This window comes from Vibrio sp. Vb1127, assembly GCF_033338735.1.
Taxonomy (GTDB): Bacteria; Pseudomonadota; Gammaproteobacteria; order Enterobacterales; family Vibrionaceae; genus Vibrio; species Vibrio alginolyticus.
The window spans coordinates 185,163-204,445 of the sequence record NZ_JAWOTF010000008.1 but is presented as its reverse complement, the minus strand read 5'-3'; the positions used below and the strand labels follow the sequence as shown (position 1 = coordinate 204,445).

Annotated in this window: 15 protein-coding genes; 3 read left to right on the top strand and 12 right to left on the bottom strand. The window is 45.7% G+C overall.

Annotated elements, in window-relative coordinates; genetic code table 11:
• Window positions 1-131: 131 nt before the first annotated feature.
• The 12 genes from recG to R7H07_RS13470 all read right to left on the bottom strand — a co-directional run bounded on the left by recG (window position 132) and on the right by R7H07_RS13470 (window position 14,524).
• Window positions 132-2,213, bottom strand: a complete 2,082-nt coding sequence (gene recG / locus R7H07_RS13525) for an ATP-dependent DNA helicase RecG (protein WP_206959425.1) — start codon at window positions 2,211-2,213, stop codon at window positions 132-134.
• 253 nt (window positions 2,214-2,466) lie between these two features.
• The gene (gene trmH / locus R7H07_RS13520) at window positions 2,467-3,150 is read right to left on the bottom strand and encodes a tRNA (guanosine(18)-2'-O)-methyltransferase TrmH (protein ID WP_017820702.1); all 684 of its coding nucleotides are present in this window, start codon (window positions 3,148-3,150) and stop codon (window positions 2,467-2,469) included.
• Window positions 3,151-3,202: 52 nt separating this feature from the next.
• Window positions 3,203-5,323: a bifunctional GTP diphosphokinase/guanosine-3',5'-bis pyrophosphate 3'-pyrophosphohydrolase gene (spoT, locus tag R7H07_RS13515; RefSeq protein ID WP_005379340.1), complete on the bottom strand. Its 2,121-nt coding sequence runs from the start codon at window positions 5,321-5,323 to the stop codon at window positions 3,203-3,205.
• A gap of 39 nt (window positions 5,324-5,362) precedes the next feature.
• On the bottom strand, window positions 5,363-5,635 hold the full coding sequence (gene rpoZ / locus R7H07_RS13510) for a DNA-directed RNA polymerase subunit omega (protein ID WP_206959422.1): 273 nt from the start codon (window positions 5,633-5,635) through the stop codon (window positions 5,363-5,365).
• A gap of 181 nt (window positions 5,636-5,816) precedes the next feature.
• Entirely contained in the window at window positions 5,817-6,440 is a 624-nt protein-coding gene (gene gmk, locus R7H07_RS13505) for a guanylate kinase (RefSeq protein ID WP_005379347.1), read from the bottom strand.
• Window positions 6,441-6,888: 448 nt separating this feature from the next.
• The gene (locus R7H07_RS13500) at window positions 6,889-8,112 is read right to left on the bottom strand and encodes a tetratricopeptide repeat protein (protein ID WP_206959420.1); all 1,224 of its coding nucleotides are present in this window, start codon (window positions 8,110-8,112) and stop codon (window positions 6,889-6,891) included.
• 9 nt (window positions 8,113-8,121) lie between these two features.
• On the bottom strand, window positions 8,122-8,754 hold the full coding sequence (locus R7H07_RS13495; RefSeq protein WP_005379353.1) for an energy transducer TonB: 633 nt from the start codon (window positions 8,752-8,754) through the stop codon (window positions 8,122-8,124).
• 4 nt (window positions 8,755-8,758) lie between these two features.
• A complete protein-coding gene (locus R7H07_RS13490) occupies window positions 8,759-9,166 on the bottom strand; it encodes an ExbD/TolR family protein (RefSeq protein ID WP_005379359.1) in 408 nt (135 codons plus the stop codon).
• A 25-nt stretch (window positions 9,167-9,191) separates the two neighbouring features.
• Window positions 9,192-9,719, bottom strand: a complete 528-nt coding sequence (locus R7H07_RS13485) for a MotA/TolQ/ExbB proton channel family protein (RefSeq protein WP_005379363.1) — start codon at window positions 9,717-9,719, stop codon at window positions 9,192-9,194.
• Window positions 9,720-9,728: 9 nt separating this feature from the next.
• Window positions 9,729-11,090, bottom strand: coding sequence for a MotA/TolQ/ExbB proton channel family protein (locus R7H07_RS13480; RefSeq protein WP_206959418.1), 1,362 nt, complete (start codon window positions 11,088-11,090; stop codon window positions 9,729-9,731).
• Window positions 11,091-11,093: 3 nt separating this feature from the next.
• Window positions 11,094-11,858 (bottom strand): DUF3450 domain-containing protein, encoded by a 765-nt coding sequence (locus R7H07_RS13475; protein ID WP_005379365.1) that lies wholly within the window; start codon window positions 11,856-11,858, stop codon window positions 11,094-11,096.
• 65 nt (window positions 11,859-11,923) lie between these two features.
• Window positions 11,924-14,524 (bottom strand): TonB-dependent receptor plug domain-containing protein, encoded by a 2,601-nt coding sequence (locus R7H07_RS13470; RefSeq protein WP_017634998.1) that lies wholly within the window; start codon window positions 14,522-14,524, stop codon window positions 11,924-11,926.
• 820 nt (window positions 14,525-15,344) lie between these two features.
• Between R7H07_RS13470 and R7H07_RS13465 the strand changes: the two genes are divergently transcribed.
• Genes R7H07_RS13465 through R7H07_RS13455 form a run of 3 tightly spaced genes read left to right on the top strand, consistent with a single transcriptional unit; the run spans window position 15,345 to window position 19,279 of the window.
• The gene (locus tag R7H07_RS13465; protein WP_206959417.1) at window positions 15,345-16,370 is read left to right on the top strand and encodes an ABC transporter permease subunit; all 1,026 of its coding nucleotides are present in this window, start codon (window positions 15,345-15,347) and stop codon (window positions 16,368-16,370) included.
• 1 nt (window position 16,371) lies between these two features.
• A complete protein-coding gene (locus R7H07_RS13460; RefSeq protein ID WP_005379369.1) occupies window positions 16,372-17,415 on the top strand; it encodes an ABC transporter permease in 1,044 nt (347 codons plus the stop codon).
• A gap of 37 nt (window positions 17,416-17,452) precedes the next feature.
• On the top strand, window positions 17,453-19,279 hold the full coding sequence (locus R7H07_RS13455) for an extracellular solute-binding protein (RefSeq protein WP_017634997.1): 1,827 nt from the start codon (window positions 17,453-17,455) through the stop codon (window positions 19,277-19,279).
• The last annotated feature ends 4 nt before the right edge of the window (window positions 19,280-19,283 follow it).

Sequence of the window (19,283 nt, the reverse complement as noted above, 5' to 3'; positions counted from 1 at the left end):
TCAACTCAGGTTGGTGGAGTGTGATCTAACACACTTAAAAATTTGTGCGCGATTATAGAGAGATTTCCTCAAAAAGCAAACGTTTGCTTTTGGCGTATTAAAAAACGAGCCATTTGGCTCGCTTTCAATCATTACGCTTTGGAGTAAATATCCCGCTCACCCAACCAGCGATCGATAATCGCTGTTGCGTTAGTCGGGTAATTGTCATGAATATGACGCGCAATACGCTGAACTTCGGGAATCAGGCGTTGATCTCGAACTAAGTCTGCGATTTTGAAATCAGCAAGACCTGTCTGCTTTGTACCCAATAGTTCTCCAGGGCCGCGAATTTCTAGGTCTTTCTGCGCAATGACGAAGCCATCGTTACTTTCACGTAGTACTCCGAGACGTTTTTGCGCGGTTTTTGACAGCGGAGAGTGGTACAGCAGCACACAATGGCTAGCAACGGAACCTCGGCCCACGCGACCTCTTAACTGGTGTAATTGTGCCAAACCAAGACGTTCAGGGTTTTCTATGATCATCAAGCTAGAGTTTGGTACATCCACACCAACTTCAATCACTGTCGTTGCGACCAGCAAATGCAGTTTATTGTCTTTGAAATCTTGCATCACCGCTTGTTTCTCTGCCGGCTTCATTCGTCCGTGTACTAGACCAATTTTTACGTCCGGTAGCTTACGTTGAAGCTCTTCTGCGGTATCTGCCGCGGCTTGCGCTTCTAATACTTCCGACTCATCAATCAGGGTACACACCCAATATGCCTGCTTGCCTTCGTTTAAGCAGGCATTTCGGACACGCTCGACGATGTCGTCACGTTTTGTATCTGGAATGGCAACGGTTTGAATCGGCGTTCGACCCGGTGGTAGCTCGTCAATCACGGAAGTTTCCAGATCGGCGTAAGCGGTCATCGCTAAGGTGCGAGGAATAGGCGTCGCCGTCATGATCAACTGATGTGGGTAGGCGCCTTGTTTTGCACCTTTCTCACGCAGCTCTAAACGTTGGTGGACACCGAAGCGGTGCTGTTCATCAATGATGACCAAAGCAAGGTGATGAAATTCAACGTGCTCTTGGAATAGCGCGTGAGTACCCACTACCATTTGCGCTTCACCACTGGTAATACGAGCCAGCTCGGCTTCCTTTGCCTTACCTTTGAGTTTGCCCGCTAACCAACCGACTTGAATGCCCATTGTTTCAAACCAGTTTGCGAAGTTGATAGCGTGTTGCTCGGCCAATAGTTCGGTTGGCGCCATGAGTGCCACCTGATGGCCATGCTCAATGGCTCTAACTGCGGCCAAAGCGGCAACCAATGTTTTCCCCGAACCAACATCGCCTTGCACTAATCGCATCATTGGGTGCGGTTTTTCTAGATCGGCTTCAATCTCTTGTACTACTCGGGTTTGAGCGTTTGTAGGAGAGAAAGGCAGTTGGGCTAAAAGCTGCGTTTTTAGTTTATGACAAGGACCGAGAGGTAGCGCTGAATCCTTCTGACCTTTGCTACGCACCGCCAGCATCGATAAGTTTTGTGCGAGCAATTCTTCCATGATCAAGCGGATTTGGGCAGGATGTTTGCCTTCGTCAAACTCATCTAAATTAATGGTTGGTGGTGGGCGATGAATGGTGTGCAGCGCTTGCGACATCGTGATTTGATGGTCATACAACCCAGCTGGAAGTAATTCCTGCACTGCGGTTTTATCAAGCAGGGCTAAAGCTTGTTCGGTAAGGTTGCGCAATGTGATTTGACGTAAACCATCGGTGGTGGGATAAACAGGGGTTAAGCTCTGTTCTACATCGGGCTTTTGCTCGCTAACGTAAAACTTGTAGTCAGGATGAACAATTTCCAAACCCATGCCACCGCGCTTAATTTCACCGTAAGCATGTACTAACTTACCTTGCGTGAAATTGTTCTTCATGGCTGCGGTAAAGTTGAAAAAGCGCAGCGTGATAGTGCCATTACCGTCGCTGATTTTTACCGTTAGCATTTTGCGCTTACCGAAGATGGTGTCGACTGCCATGACCTTACCTTGCACGGCCGCCCAAAGGCCAGCATGCAGTTTGGCAATAGGGTAAATACGAGTACGATCTTCGTAGCGTAACGGAAGGTGAAACAGCAAATCTTGAACGCTATGTAAGCCAACTTTGGCGAGTTTTTCTGCGACTTTCGCGCCAACTCCAGAAAGGGAGGTTAATGGGACGGCAGATAACATTTGGGCGGGCATAGAGGGCTCAAGAAAATGGTTAACATAGCAGTATGTTAACCATGGAGCTGTGTTTTTGTACAGGAAAAAATAGTCATGCTTTAGTTAGTGTCATGATTTGACTGATAACCTATCATTCCGAGGAGCTTTAGCGACATCACGATTCTATTTCCAACAAGTATGTCGCTGAAGTTAACACTATCAGCATCTGTATATTTGAGAATTAGATCCTGAACCACGCTCCTTCGCCGCCGTTCAGGATGACGAAAGTCTGTTACTTGCTTTGCATCTCTTGCCACCACGCGTCATCGGCGATGATTTGACCTTCTTCATCGAGTGGTGGGTAAACGAGCCCTTTTCGTTTCGCGACCTTTGCCAGCACTGGGTGACCACGTTCAAAGAGAATACGGTTGATTGTCTCTTTAGGCAGAGCGCTTTCTTCTCGGTCGTACATGCCTGCGGCTTCACGTTGACGTTGCGCTTCATACAAAATTACGGCACTGGCAACCGATACGTTTAGTGACTGCACCATGCCCACCATCGGGATAATAATGTCTTGATCGGCAAGCTGTTTGGCTTGCTCCGAAGCGCCAACCTTTTCGCTGCCTAAAATGATTGCCGTTGGTTTGGTGTAGTCGATTTCGCGAAAATCGACGGCGGTGTCCGAAAGATTGGTCACCAAAACCTGCATACCTTGCGCTTTGAGTTCGGTAATCGCAGTTTCAATCGAATCGTGAGTATCCACTTCAACCCAGTTACGCGCGCCAGCTGAGGTATGGCTCAGCGTACGCATTTTGTCTGGCCAAATTGCGTGAACTTTGTGTAAGCCTGTCGCGTCAGCGGTGCGGATCACAGCAGAGACGTTGTTTGGCTTATGTACTTCTTCGAGACAAAGTGTCAGATCAGTTTGGCGAGTTTTTAGGACTTGGTGAATACGGTTGTAACGTTCTAGGTTCATATTTATTGAGGTATAAAAAATCGCCACCTAACAGAGTAGGTGGCGATAGAGGTTAGTTCTTTCTGCGTCTGACTCGGGTTGCTTGAGGCATTGCCTTAATCTTACGCATGATACCAGCAAGGTGGACACGATCTTTCGTCGTCAACAGCACAGTCACAGTGTATAGACGACCATCACGTTCTTCCGTTGAAAGGCCATGAATGTTTGATCCTGTTTTCGAGATCACGTTGGTCAGTTCTGCAAGAGCACCTTGGTTGTTAAGCATGTCGACTTTAAGTTCAGCAATGAACTCTTTATCGTAGTCTTCAGACCAAGCGACAGCCATATAACGGTCTGGCTCTTTCTGATAACCACGAACGTTCGGACATGTTTCTCGGTGAACAACCAAACCACGACCAGGCGATACGTGAGCAATAATGTGATCATCTGGGATAGGATGACAACAATTTGCAAACGTCAGCAATAAGCCTTCTGCGCCACGAATCGGAAGCTTCTTCTTCGAGTCCGTTGGGATTGAACTTGTTGTCGTGAGCTCTTCGGTGTCACCAAGGAGACGACGTGCGATCACAATGCTCATCAACTCACCCAATCCAATAGCAGCCAATAAATCATCGATGCTTTCTAGGCGAAGATCATTCAAGACTTCTTGGATATTTTCTGGATAAATTGAATCAATCGAGTGACGGCCAAGTGCGTGATTAAGTAGGCGACGACCTAAAGTAATCGACTCTTCACGACGCATCGTTTTCAGTACTTGTCGAATCTTAGTGCGGGCACGAGAAGTCACGACATAGTTCAGCCATGCCGCATTCGGACGCGCACCAGGGGCACTGATAATTTCCACTGTCTGACCGTTTTTCAATGCCTTACTCAATGGGTAAGGGTTACGATCAACACGAGCACCAACACAAGAGTTGCCTACATCGGTATGTACGGCATAGGCAAAGTCGACAGCCGTTGCGCCTAAAGGTAGTTCAACGATACGACCTTTTGGTGTGAAGACGTAAATCTCATCTGGGAAAAGATCGGATTTTACGTTTTCAATGAATTCGAATGAGTTACCCGCGCTTTGTTGTAGCTCTAACAGGCTTTGCATCCAACGCTGAGCTTTCACTTGCGCAGTGGTACCAGACTTGTCGCCTTTGTCTTTGTAAGACCAGTGTGCCGCGACACCTTTGTCCGCCATTTGATCCATATCTTCAGTACGGATCTGAACTTCAACAGGTACGCCGTGTGGGCCAACCATGGAAGTGTGTAGCGATTGATAGCCGTTCGCCTTTGGTACCGCGATGTAATCTTTCATGCGACCAGGACGTGGCTTATACAAGCTGTGTACTTGGCCTAAAACGCGATAACAAGTATCAGCGGTATCAACAACGACTCGGAACGCATAGATATCCATGATGGTGTGAAAGCGCTGTTCTTTGGTTTTCATCTTGTTGTAGATAGAGAACAGGTTTTTCTCACGACCAACGACGCGAGCATTCAAGCCAAAATCTTGCAGACGGCCTTCTATTTCGCTGTGAATGCGTTGGATCATCTCTTTACGATTACCACGTGCGGCTTTAACCACTTCTTTCAGTACGCGGTAGCGGTTGGGATATAGCGCCTCAAAGCCCAACTCTTCGAGTTCGGTTTTGATATTGTGAATACCAAGACGATGAGCGAGGGGCGCGTAAATTTCTAACGTTTCACGAGCAATACGACGCTTTTTATCTGGTCGAAGCGCGCCAAGCGTACGCATGTTGTGCGTGCGGTCAGCCAGTTTGATCAGAATGACGCGGATATCTTGCACCATGGCCAGAACCATCTTACGAAAGTTCTCAGCCTGAGCCTCTTTCCTATCGCGGAATTTGAGTTTGTCCAGTTTAGATACACCATCAACCAATTCTGCGACAGTGTTGCCGAATTTCTCTTCGAGATCTTCTTTAGTTACATCACAGTCTTCAATGACGTCATGCAGCAAAGCAGCTTGGAGGGTTTCGATATCAAGGCGCATTTCGGCCAAGATACGAGCCACAGCGACAGGGTGGATGATGTATGGTTCACCGCTAGAGCGGGTTTGCCCTTCATGGGCATCTCTCGCTACCACATAAGATTGACGCAGAGCCTCAATCTGAGGCTCTGTTAGGTATTCTTGGGCAACGTCTTTGAGGCTATCGAATAGATACAAATTATAGGCCCGGGAGGTTGTTGAATTCTAAAGTCAGAATTAACGGTTGTGAGCGATGCTGCTTACTGCCGCTAGCTCTGCCGCTTCTTGCTCTTGCTGTTCTTGACGTTCACGAGCGTCTAGAACTTCTTTAGTAATTAAACCTTCTTCGATTTCGCGTAGAGCGATAACCGTTGGCTTATCGTTCTCTTCTGGCACTAGTGCATCTTTATCGCCAGTTTGCATTTGACGAGCGCGGCGAGCCGCAATCAGTACTAGGTCGAAACGGTTGCCAACTTTTTCAACAGCGTCTTGAACAGTTACGCGTGCCATGAGGACTCCAAATAGTTAACTAAAATTTTAGAATGACGAGAAAGTATACAACCTAACTACTTTATTTACTAGCAATTAGACAAGCCACCGTTTGTGGACTTTCTCAGGTAGTTTATTGTGTTTTTCGCACTGGGCAAAAAACGGGAAATTCTTTATGTTTTACAGCGTGACTTTTTTGAAGTTACTCTGCTAACAACGCGTCAAGCATACCTTTATATTTAGCAGCTTGCTTTTCTTCCTTCAATCTTTCAGCACGCAAGATAGCTTTAAAATCCATCAAAGCGGTATCAAAATCGTCGTTTACGATCACGTAGTCGTACTCGTTGTAATGAGAGATTTCCGACTTGGCTTCAGCCATACGCTTTGCGATCACTTCATCGCTATCTTGACCACGAGTGTTCAAGCGACGCTCTAACTCACCGTTTGATGGTGGCAGGATGAAGATGCTTTTGGCTTCTGGCATTTGTTCACGGATTTGGCGTGCGCCTTGCCAGTCGATATCTAGAAAAACGTCGATACCTTTATTTAGTGTTTCTTCAATCCATACACGAGATGTGCCGTAATAATTACCAAACACTTCTGCGTATTCTAGGAAGTCACCTTTAGCGATCAGGGCTTCAAACTCATCTTTCGCTACAAAATGGTAGTGGACACCATTTTCTTCACCAGGTCGCATGTTGCGCGTGGTGTGAGACACAGACACTTTCATTGCGTAGGTTGGGTTGCGTTCCAACATCGCTGAGATCAAGCTAGATTTACCTGCGCCGCTAGGTGCAGATACGATATAGAGAGTACCTTTGCCCATTGTACTGTTCCACTTTTGATTGGATTGATTGAGTGCCGAAGGAAAGTTCGACATTCTTATAACGATAGCACTGGCATTGAGAAATCAACCACCAAAGGGGTGGATATTGGTGATAATCCCGCCAGAAAAATGGAGGCGAAGAGTATCATGATCTCTATTTTGTTACCAGTTGATCTTTCTGTCTGTGATCGTCCCAGATGAAATAGTTACTTACGCCAGAGTGTTCCTAAACAGCGAAGAAGGAGCGTGGTACAGGACTTACCATCCGCGCACTCTGTTATTAAAACCATTTCTACAACCGTTTAGTGTGCTGATTTTAGGTTTAGAGTCCCGATTTGGCTTGCGTGAGTGACTCTGGTTAAAAATAGGGGTTAATAAAGATAAAACGGAAAAAAGGGGAAGCTTTCACTTCCCCAGGCGTGCGACTGACTCACACTTAATCTTCGAATTATCCTTGAGACTCTAGGAAATTTATCCAAGGGCTAACGGTTGACCTGAATTTTGGCGATTGAGCAGCGCCTTTCATCGCCTGCAAGGCCTTTTGTGGTTGCTTAAGCTCGAAATAGGCCATCCCGCGAATGTATTCAAGTTCTGCCTTTTGCTCTTTAGAGGCACTGGATGCCGCGCTTTCTACAAAACGAGTTGCTTCAGAATACTGCTTGTCTTGTATCATTAAGCGAGCAATCTGAATTTGCGTGTTAGCAGAAGGAGCGAGGTTATATGACTTTTTATAAGCGAGAATTGATTTATCTAGCTCTTTAGCTTGCTGCCAGAAACTGGCTAGGCGGTCATAGTTTTCCTTCGTCTTTTCAATGTTTCCAGCTGCCATTTCCTTTTCAAGAGTTTTGGCTGCTTTATATGGAATACCTTGATAAGCCAAGAAGTTTACAAAGCGTAAATATTCCTTCTCTCCTTCTAGTTTCCCCATTTTGTAAACCATTTCTAGGGTGGCTAGAGAGTTTCGCTCTTGACCTAGCTCCATGTAGACACCAGAAAGTTGCATCCAGTAACGCTTTTTCTGAGGGTACTTTGAAGTCAGAGTTTTGAGTACACTGGCAACGCTTTTCAGCTGGCCTAACTCGTAGTGAGATGCAACGAGAATTAAGTACCAAGACTCACTTGGGCTCTTGCTCATCGCGATGGCTTTTTTGGTTGGCGGGATTGCATTTCTGTAATCTTCCAACTGAACATAGGCGCTCGCTAACGTGATATAAGCATGAGCTTGAGGCTTCTCTTTGGTTGTTTCTGCAACCTTGAACCATTCCTTCATCGTTTTTACAGATAACGTATACTTTTCTTCAGCTAGGTAAAGCTGAGCCAAGCTGTAGCGAACTTGTTGAGCAACAGGAACGGGAAGTGCGTCGAGCTGTAATGCTTCGGCAAAGTATTTTGCTGCTTGCACATAATTGTCTTGTAGCGAATACAAAAAGCCAGTCTGCTGAAGTAAAACTGCTCGGTCGTATTTTTTCGAACTTGTGCTTTCTAAAGCGCTTGCTAGTTTTTCTTTCGCTGCTGAATATTTTTCAGTTGCGATCAACTCTTGCACTTTGTTAACGGTTCGAAATGTCCGATCTGATAACTGAGGAGCTTCTTTTGCCATCGTAGGAGCGGCCATTGCCACTCCTACGAAGAGAATTAAAGAAGCCACTTTGCTTTTCCATAAACTTTTCATCGTGACTCCTTAATTGGTTGAGAACTCTATTTCTTGCGATAGGCGCGAGCTAACAGGTTTCCCGTCAACCAATTTTGGTTTAAATGTCCATTTAGAGACTGTTTTTCTTGCCGCTCGACCGAGGCCTAAGCGTCGTGGTTGCTCTTTAAGAACTTTGATGTCCTCTACGGCACCACGTGCGTTGACAGTAAACTCTAATAAGACGACCCCTTTTTCTATTCCTGCTTTCGCAGCTTTCCTAGGCATTTGAGGTTGGAATGTCGCTAGAGGTGTTGGACCTCCGCTACCCGCGAGTTGCGCACCTCCACCCTGGCTATAATGTCCAAGCACCGAACCACCTGTAACATTTACGGGTAGGTCAAGCTTTGGCATATCCATTGGGGTCTGCTCCATCACCGGTTTTACTGTCGCTGTCACTTTCATTTCTGGCGGCGGCGGCGGACGCTTAGGCGGTGGTGGCTTTGGAAGTTCGCGTTTTTTCTCCTGTATTTTTTCGTCTGGTTTAATGCGAATAAACTCGACCATACGCAGGTCATCATTCGACACTAACTCGTGGCGCTCTTTGTTTACTAGCTTGTCCATCCCCCAGAACAACCCGAGGGAGACAATGAGCGCCAGTGCAATTGAGGCCAGATACCGCATAAGCTTAATCCTTATTGGTTGCGGCAATGGAGATGCTTTCTACACCTGCCATTTTGATCTGGTCCATAACCTTCACGACTACGCCAGCATTTGCTTCTGTGTCGGCTTGGATAACAACTGCGCCATCAGGGCTTTCTGCACGAAGACGTTCAATATTCGCGCGAACCGCGTCCACTTCGATGCGGCGTTTATCAACCCAAACATCACCCGCCGCACCAACTGCGACCATGATGTTACCTTTTTTCACGGTTTGCGCAGAGCTTGCCGTCGGGCGGTTTACTTCTAGACCAGCTTCTTTTACGAACGATGTTGTTACGATAAAGAAGATCAACATGATGAATACGATGTCGAGCATCGGTGTCATATCGATAGCGGTTTCATCACTGCTATCACTGCTATAGCGTCTTTTCATGACCTATACCTCTAATTCCATTTACTCAGGCAATATGCTTTAGCTTATCTTCCAGCTTTTGCGTTGTGACTTTGGCTAAATGATCAAGACGTGAACTAAAGAACAGTCCTGATAGAGAAGCCACCATCCCGGCTAACGTTGGGATTGTTGCCTTTGAGATCCCCGAGGCCATTGCTCGAGGGCTTCCTGTTCCTGTTACCGCTAAGATGTCGAATACTTGGATCATGCCAACAACGGTGCCGAGCAAACCCAGTAAGGGACAAAGCGCAATCAACACTTTCACGATTGGCAGGCCCTTTTTATTCTCAATGTCCTGACGAGAAACAATTTCTTGTCGGATCATCTTAGCGTTCCAGCTCTGGTGCTCTGATCGCCCCTGCCATGAGCCAACGGCTTTTTTCATGGCTTTTGGAGCGACGGCAGCAAAATAGAACCAACGTTCTAACAATACTGCCCAAAGCATAAAGCTGAGGATGAAGATGGCGACGAGTACATCGCCACCCATTCCCAAGAAGCGCCTAATTGATTCAAGTTCTCCAACTAACCACCACATAACGCCTCCTTAGCTTTCGGCTTTATGTAGTTTTTCCTGATAGCGAGCGATGAAGCCTGCACTCTGTTCTTCAAGAGTTTGAACCAAACGACGACCTTTACTGTGTACGATGGTGTACAGGAACAGTAGAGGAATTGCGACAACCAGACCTAGCATCGTAGTAACAAGTGCTTCAGAGATACCGCCAGCCATTAGCTTAGGATCACCTGTACCAAATAGTGTGATTGCTTGGAACGTACCGATCATACCCATAACCGTACCCAGTAGACCTAGAAGTGGTGCTACAGAAGCGAACAGTTTGATTGAGCTGATAAAGCGTTCAATGCTCGGTGCGTTACGTAGGATGATTTCGTCCAGTTTCGCTTCCAGATCTTCAAGGTTGTCACCTTTGTGTTCTTGGTAAGCTTGGATAACTTCACCCAGAGGGTTACCAGGAATCACGGTTTCTGATTTCGCTTGCTTACGCATTTTACCGCCAATCACTTGAAGGCGTAGGAAGCAAACTAGAGCAATGATAGCGCCAACTGCACCCATACCAAGGATGACGTAACCTACAATGCCACCTTGATCAATACGTTCTTGAACGGTTGGGCTTTGTACAAGTAGAGACAGAATTACACCACGGGATGGGTCAATAAACAGTGGCTCATAGCTGTTTGACGCTGACTCAAAGCCTGCAACATGACGTGTAATATTGGTGCGAGGTTGTCGAGAGAGTTCTTCGAACTTACCTGTTTGAGGTACATAAGTAACGTACTTACCATCGGCAATCGCGTTAAATTCACCGACAAGAGTAACATCGCGAACCGCTTCTTTACCTTCGCCATAAACAACCGTTGCTTGGGTTGTTGCTGTCTCGCCTGAGGCAACCACTTGTTGAAGAATAGTATGCCAGAATGCTTCTAGCTCTTGCGTTGATGGCAGTTCTTTACTTTCAGCCAGTTTCGTTAGTAGCGCGTCACGCTCTGGGAACTGAACTGCGTTTTGAGAGGCTGCAAATAAGCCCTTAAACTCGCCCGCATATTGGCGGACCACACCAAACATTTCGCCCAAAGTACCAGAGCGAACACGTAAGGTTTCTGTTAGTTCAGTCAGCTGCTTATCGTTTTCATCAAATGTCGCTTTAAGTTGATCGCCCAGTGCTTGCTGTGAAGCTAGCTCGTCACGAGCCTGTTGCAATAATGCTGCTTGCTTATCTCGGTTGTTCTTGAACTCAGCTTCACGGGCTTTGTTCTCTTTTGACTCAACGATGCTTTCTGATTTTACGTTTTTGAGTAGTTCAGATAGGTTTTTAGGCGTTTCTGCTTGTACGCCTGAAGCCATAAATAAGCTAGCTAGTAGACCAGCGGCTAGAGTTTTGAATCCTTTCATCTCTTATTCCTCCCCAGCATATACAGGCAATTTGATTAGCGCTGGTGGCGCTTGCTTCTTCGCGATACGAAGGCCTTGCTGTACCGCTATGCGGTAGCTTTCCGGTAATGTTTCCCATTGACGTGTTTGTTGGTTCCACATACCTGTCTCACCACCGTCTGGAGATTGGAATAAAAGCGCCGTGCGACCAATACGTAGGAAATCGTAAGTCACGGTTTCCCCATTTCTATCTAGGCTAGCTTTGTAAGATTCAATTGAGCGAGAGAAGCCTTCTTCAATTTGGTAGGCTTCCATCACTTTACGGAATTTCTCAGAAGTCGTTACGTCGGCGCGATCCATGAGACGACGCAGTTCTTGGACACGTTTATTACGTTCTTTTTTCTGGAAAGGCAGATCGAGAGTCACAAACTCATCGAGTGCATCGATCATTTTAAGTGTTAGTGGCACTACTTCTGTTGCCGTTTGATCGATCTGAGCAATTTGGTTATTTAATGAGTCCAATTCACCTTGCTGTGATTGAACCATACGGTTAATTTGCTCGTTGTAGACTTTCATGCTGTCGATTTGACGTAGTAAGCCTTTGTATTCTGCCAACATGCCTTCAGTACTTTCGGCATAATTGTCGATTTTTTGTTGCGAAGCTTCTGAAGATTGATTTGCTTTTGCTTGTGTGGAAACGACAGCACCAGAGTTGGCCGCTATAGAGCTACTACTGATAGTAAGCAATGCTGCAGCTATGGCACTGAGACCAAATTCCTTGAATTTCATGGTTGCATCCTTGTCAGTGTTTTAGTCAGTCGAAAAGGGCGCGGAAAACCCGCGCCAAATATTTTTTAGAAGTCGTATGATGCCTCGACGTATAGTTGACGTCCGATTGGATCGTCATACCCAGTTGCATAGAATGGAGAGGTATCGCTTAGAGGATCTGCAGGCGGTACTTTGTCAAACATGTTGATAGCACCAAGAGTTACACGACCACTCTCGTTGAATTGGTAAGAAGCCGTTAGGTTCCACGTTGTCATACTAGCGATTTCTGCTTTGTAACCCGCTTTTTTAGCAGAATCACAGTCATCAAAGTAGTAACGGTTTGCGTAGCTTGAACACATACGGTCGCGGTATTTACCAAATAGGTTGATAGCGACATCTTCATATGCCCAGCCAAGATTTAACGTTGCGGTGTATTCAGGCATGAAATCTCTTTCATCCGTTACAGGCTCGCTGTCGTTTTCTTGATATTCAGCAATCAAGATCTTCGTTACAGCAACACGCGTGTTAAATGAGCCGAACTCATTAGTGTCGTATGCGTATTTGATCGCTAGGTCAATACCAGAACGCTCTTCATACGACTGGTTCACTGGACCATAGGATACCGACTTGATGGTGCCATCTGGGTTACGAACGACTTCAGTACCTGGGTATTTACCTGGATCGTTAATTACGTCTTGGTAAGTTGGTGCTGTTACGACGTCTTCCATCTTGATGTGGTACCAGTCAACGGTTACACCAAGATCATCCACAGGCTCCCACGCTAGACCCAAGTTAATGTTTGTACTTGTTTCTTCTTTCAGCTCTGAGTTAGGTCCATTAAGCGTATCGAAGTACTGAGTATCACACTCTGGGTACTTGTCTTTATCTTGTGGGCCGCTACCACCAGCGTTGGCACAAAGCACAGGGTCAAAACCAGAACCAAAGCCTCGAGTTTGATCACCAAATAGTCGCTTCAAGTCTGGAGCTCGGAAGCCTAGACCGTAGCTACCACGTAGCAATAGGGTGTCAGTAGGACGGTATGCTAGGGCTACTTTAGGAGTGAATGCGCCACCAGTTGCCGAGTCGTCGAAGTAGTGGTCGTAACGACCAGCGACAGTCATTTCTAAATCTTCAATGATAGGAATAAGAGCTTCAACACCAAGACCAATCTGATCACGGTCACCGCCGCCTGATGTTCCACCTAGGCCAGAGAAACCACCAGCTGCTGTTGTAGCATCAATCGTCTCATTGTAGTCAGTACGGTTCCATTCACCATAAACAGCAAAGCCAGACATACCTGCAGGAAGTTCAACCAAATCACCAGCCAGTGAGCCGTTAACAGAGTAAAGCTTTGAGTAGGCTTCTTTGCTTGAAGTGCCGCTGTATTTGTCTACAACGTCTTGAGAGATAGGCCCTAGAAGATCGACATCACCATTTTGTACAGCTTGGTCGAGAGTTAGGAAGATTGCTGGGTTGCTTGTTTCAACGCTTTGCTCAGAGTAACCAGCGGATAGGTCCCAATCATACGTATCAGCAAGCAGGCCGTTCAAGCCTAAGGTTAAGCCAAAAGAATCGGCTTCAGTGTTACTTTCGCGTGGTCCAAATTCGACCATACGGCGAGTGTATTCGCCTTCGCCGCGGAAGTGAGTGGCATCAACTTCAACGCTGTAAGGGTTAGGTTCGAATTCAGATTCTGTAGACTTGTAGCCAAAACGGGCTTCTGCCATGGCAGTGACATTGTCGTTAATGTCCATTTCACCACGTAAAAGTAGGTCTACTTGTTTGTTTTCTGGTTTTAATGTTCGGTATGCAGAGCGGTTAACACCACACTTTCCATCCGCTCGTTCAATCGCGGCATCACCAACGACTTCTTTACATGAAGAACCAGCATCAGCTGGTGTTAGAAGTGTTCCGTTGGCGCCTTCAAAGTTTGCACCGTAGCTAGAGTAGCCACTTAGCTGAGAACGGCTAGAACCGTCATCGCCAGCCCAATCATCTCGGTCAGATTGCTTTAGCATTTCGTTGCCCGCAAATTGGCCAACGAAGAGAATACGTTTGTCGTCAAAGTTTTTGCCAGCTACAACGTCTAAACGACCATTTTGGTAACCACCATCCGTCGCGTCACCCGCGCGTACTTTTACAGAAACGCCATCAAAGTCTTTCTTTAAAATGAAGTTTACGACACCACCGATTGCGTCGGAGCCGTAGATAGCAGAACCTGAGTCGGTCATTACTTCAACACGCTCAATAGCGGCGACAGGGATTTGGCCGATATCTTGGAAGTTAGATGTACCATCTTGTGCTAGCGGGTATTGAGGAAGACGACGGCCATCAATAAGAATCAATGTGCGTGACGCGCCAAGGCCACGTAAGTTGACTGACTGCGCTGCTGGTGTAAACGAGAAAGAGTCTGTTTGAGCCATTACACCACCTGTGTTTTGGGTCAAACTGTTCAATACGTCTTGCGCGCTGTTAAAGCCTTTAGACTCAATGTCTTTACTATTAATAACAGTAACTGGTGAAGGACCTTCCATATCCGTCGTGGAGATACGCGAACCAGTAACTTTCATCTTTTGAAGTTTTTCAACTTGTTGCTCTTCTGCCAGTGCTGTTGCTGGGGCTGCAACTGCTGCTGTCCCCAAAGCAAGGCTTATCGCAACAGATAAAGCGGTTGTGTTTTTATACATCCTTGTTGCTCCGATTATTATTATTTCCTATGTCTGGCCGCATAGCGGCCAAATGTGACGTTAATATTTCGTTAACGTTCGGCCAATGTATAACCGAGATGAAAAAAGGAAGTCAAACCAGTGGTAAACGGGGATGCTTAAATGTAAAAAAGATGTAAATAACCAGGCTTTATTTAAAAGGCGGAATAAAAAACCGAATAATGTTTATGGATCGATATTAAATTTCAATAAAACACCGTATTTTGTGTTTCTTATAAACTTTAATGACTTATCTTGCCTATGGTTTTTTAGTGGGTAATTGAATCTGGAAAAAGATATTTTTCCAGTGAATTGTTCTGAGATGAGTTTTATATCGAATCCATACTTTGTTAGCTCGAACTTATTAGGTGGTATCAAAATATGATACCCATTGCGGTTAAAGGGCTCACTCGTATTTTTAGGTCAAATATAACCTTGGATTATGTGTCTATTTATGTGTGTAGGGTGCATTTTTATGTAGGGTTTTGGCTCTAAACAGCCTAGATTGATATTCTGTATGAATTATTTTTGTGGTTTTTTATAATTTTTTACAAAAACATTTCTGTTTTTCGACATCGAAGGAAGTTTGTCATGTTTTGGTTTCAAACACTTGAAGCTGATGTGGATTCAAGATAAATATGACGCTGAAATTATTGCAGTAGTAGAAAAGTCTAGCTCTTGAGGCGCAGGGAGTGTGCTTCAACAGTTTTAGTTACTACGAGATAAATATGCACCATTTTGGGCGGAAAATATCCTCTTTCACTCCGTTTGAACTGGACAGTAGACAAGGAGCAAGTTGTATATGCTGTCGTACTTTTTACGCCGTTTGGCGTTGGTTATCCCAACGTTTCTCGGGATAACTATTCTCATCTTTGCTATCACTCGTTTCGTGCCTGGCGGACCTGTTGAACGCATGTTGTCACAAATGCAGTCCCAGGGGGACGGCGCCGCATCAATGACGTCTGCGGGTGGTAATATGGCCCTTTCTGACGATCAAATCGCGGAGCTGAATGCGTTTTATGGCCTGGATAAACCAGTAACGGAAGCGTACGTCGAGTGGTTAAGTCGTTTGGTAATGCTAGATCTTGGCGAGTCGACGCGTTACTACGAGCCTGTCTCGGACATGATCGCAGAGCGTTTGCCAGTGTCGCTGTTTTATGGCGGCATGACCTTCTTTATTAGTTATTTTATCTCGATTCCTCTTGGTTACTATAAGGCACTCAAGCACGGTTCTGTGTTTGATTCCGCCTCTTCAGTACTCATTTTCGTAGGCTACGCGCTACCAGGTTATGTGGTGGGTGTATTGCTGATCACGTTATTTAGTTATCACTTGGAATGGTTTCCGATGGGAGGCTTTGTCGGCGATGACTTCGACGATTACGAAACCTTCTTTGAACGCGCTAAAGACATTATGTGGCATGCGGTGTTGCCTTTGATCTGTTACCTCATTGGTGATTTTGCCACGCTGACGATGACAATGAAAAATAACCTGATGGAAAACCTTTCCTCAGATTACATCCGCACCGCAATTGCGAAAGGATTACCTTTCAAAAAAGCAGTTCGTAAGCACGCGTTGCGTAACAGCTTAATTCCGATCGCGAGTCACTTTGGTAACTCTTTGTTGTTCTTCATGACCGGTGCCTTCCTGATTGAAGTTATCTTCAATATTGATGGCATTGGCTTATTGGGTTACGAATCAATCATGGAGCGTGATTACCCTGTTGTTATGGGTATTGTCGCCATTAATGCGTTGTTACTGCTCATTGGTAACATCATTTCAGATATTTGTGTTGCTTTAGTCGACCCACGTGTGAAGTTTGGAGCGTAACATGATTAAAGTTAGTCCATTAACTCAAAAGAAAATTCGTCACTTTAAAGAGATCAAACGAGGCTATTGGTCGTTTGTTGCTCTTTCTATCATGTTGATCCTTTCTCTATTCGCCGAACTTTTGATCAACAGTAAAGCGCTAGTCGTCAAGTACGATGGTAGCTACTATTTTCCTGTTGTCAGTGACGTACGTTTAGGTAGCGAATTCGGCCAAGAGTCATCCAGTGAAGCCGATTATCGTGTACTGCAAAAAGCGTTTGAGGCTGAAGGGGGCGACAACTTTGTTATTTTGCCGCTTGTGCCGTGGAACCCATACGAACAAGATTTTAGTGGTGATTTCCCGCCAACAGCGCCTAGTGCCGAAAATAAGCATTATTTAGGTACAGATGTGATAGGTCGCGATATTTTGGCGCGACTCGTCTACGGATTCAGAACGGCGATGGGATTTGCGTTGCTTACGATGGCCATTTCCTACGCGATCGGTACTGCAGTCGGTTGTGCTATGGGTTTTTGGGGCGGTAAATTTGACTTGTTTGTACAGCGACTTATCGAAATCTGGTCAATGGTCCCGTTTTTGTACGTCATTATGATTCTTGTCTCAATCGTTCAGCCGACGTTCGCTCTCTTTGTCGCTATTAACGTGCTTTTCACTTGGATGGGGATGACATGGTACATGCGGACCATGACCTATAAAGAAGCGGCACGAGAATATGTAATGGCGGCTCGTGCTTTAGGGGCATCGACCGGACGTATCTTGTTTAATCACATCTTGCCAAATACGATGGTGATGATTGTAACCCTAGCGCCTTTCACTATTGCAGCTAACATCACAGCACTGACTGCTCTCGATTACCTAGGATTAGGCTTGATGCCACCAACGCCAAGTTGGGGTGAACTACTGCAACAAGGTAAGTCAAACTTAGATTCGCCATGGATTGTTGCGTCAGTAGTGACTTCTATTGTTCTGGTTCTGGTAATGGTGACCTTTATTGGTGAAGCCATTCGAGCGGCTTTCGACCCGAAAAAATTCACACGCTATGTTTAAGCGAGCATTGTGAGCAAAACATAAAAAGGGAAGTTTTATGAAGAAATTATTTTTAGCGTCCACGCTGAGCGCCCTGAGTTTTGGTGCAATGTCAGCAACGCTTCCGACTGACTTAAACTGGCAAACAAACTGGGATGAGCCTCAATATGGTTCGCCAGAAGCGAAACGTGGAGGGACTTATCGCACCTTTATGTCAAGTTTCCCACAGACGTTACGTAGTGTTGGTCCAGACGCTAATGCAGGGCTACGTTCTTTTATCTTAGATGAAACACCAGGCTTGGTGGTCCGCCACCCAGATACTTTAGAGTTCATACCTGAGCTTGCTAACGAGTGGGCGTTAGCAGGTGACAACAAAACGGTCTATTTTAAACTCAACCCTGAAGCCAAATGGTCGGACGGCAAACCTGTGACTGCCGACGATTTCGTGTTCATGCTGAAGTTTTATCGTTCCAAAGACATCTTGGAACCTTGGTACAACGATTACTACAACAAAACGATTGCGGATGTTATCAAGTACGACACTCACACGTTTGCTGTTAAGGCGGCGAAAGAGTTTAATCCGGAAGAGTTGCTGTTACGAATGGGGGCCCTGCGCCCACGTCCCGCACATTTTTATGCTAACCCTTCAAAAGATGAAAATGGTGACGGTATACATGACAACTTTGTCCGCTACTACAATTTTAAAAGTGAACCAACGACCAGTGCATACTACCTAGATGACATTAAAAAAGGTAAAAGTGTTACCTTCAAACATGTCGGTGAAGACTGGTGGGGTTACAGCAATAAGTATTATCAACATCGTTATAATGTCGACAAAATCCGCATCACAGTGATTCGCGACAGTGATATCGCGATGAAGCACTTTGAGAAAGGGAAGCTGGACGCATTTGGTCTTGTTTTACCAAGCTTATGGCATGATAAATCGAATACGGAACCTTACCAAAAGGGATACATTCAAAAGTTCTGGGGTTACAACCAATTCCCAGTTGGGGCTGGTGGTGTATGGATGAACACCGCGATGCCTTTGCTGGATGATTTAAACATTCGCAAGGGCATTACTTACGCGATTGACTTTGATGGCATGATAGAGAATGTCATGCGTGGCGACTACTCCCGTAAACCGAACCCGACCGGTTATGGTCATGGTAAATACACCCTACCAGATGCTAAGGCACCGAAGTTTGATCCCGCAAAAGCGGCCGAGGCATTCGAAGCCGCAGGCTTTAACAAAATTGGTTCTGATGGTATTCGTGTCAATGATAAAGGTGAGCGCTTAAGCTTCGAGCTGACCTACGGAACACCTGTTCATACTCCTCGTATTGCCTTTTTGCGTGAGCAAGCCAAGCTAGCAGGGCTGGATATTGAGCTCAAGTTAGTTGATGGCTCATCCATGTTCAAATACGTACGTGAGAAAAAGCACGATTTGGCTTTCTTAGATATGGGTACGTCTGAGATCCCAACGTATTGGGAGTACTTCCATTCAGTCAATGCGAACAAGCCGCAAACTAACTCTTTCACAAACTACAGCACGCCAGAACTGGATGAAAAGATCATCGAGTATCGTTTTGGCATGGATATGGATAAAAAGATCCAGCTAGGTCATGAGATTCAGCGTGACATCATTGATGCTCACGTTATCGTCCCAGGCTACATGGTTCCTTATGTCCGCTATGGTCACTGGCGCTGGTTAAAGTTTCCAGATAAACCAATGAATCGCATGACAGAGGCGCTGTTCAGTGGTGCAATCATAGGCGATGGCACTTACTGGATTGATAGTGATATCAAAAAAGAAACGAAACAAGCGATGAAGTCAGGCAAAGCTTTTGAACCTGTTGTTGTCGTAGATGACACTTATAAGCTGTAAGGAT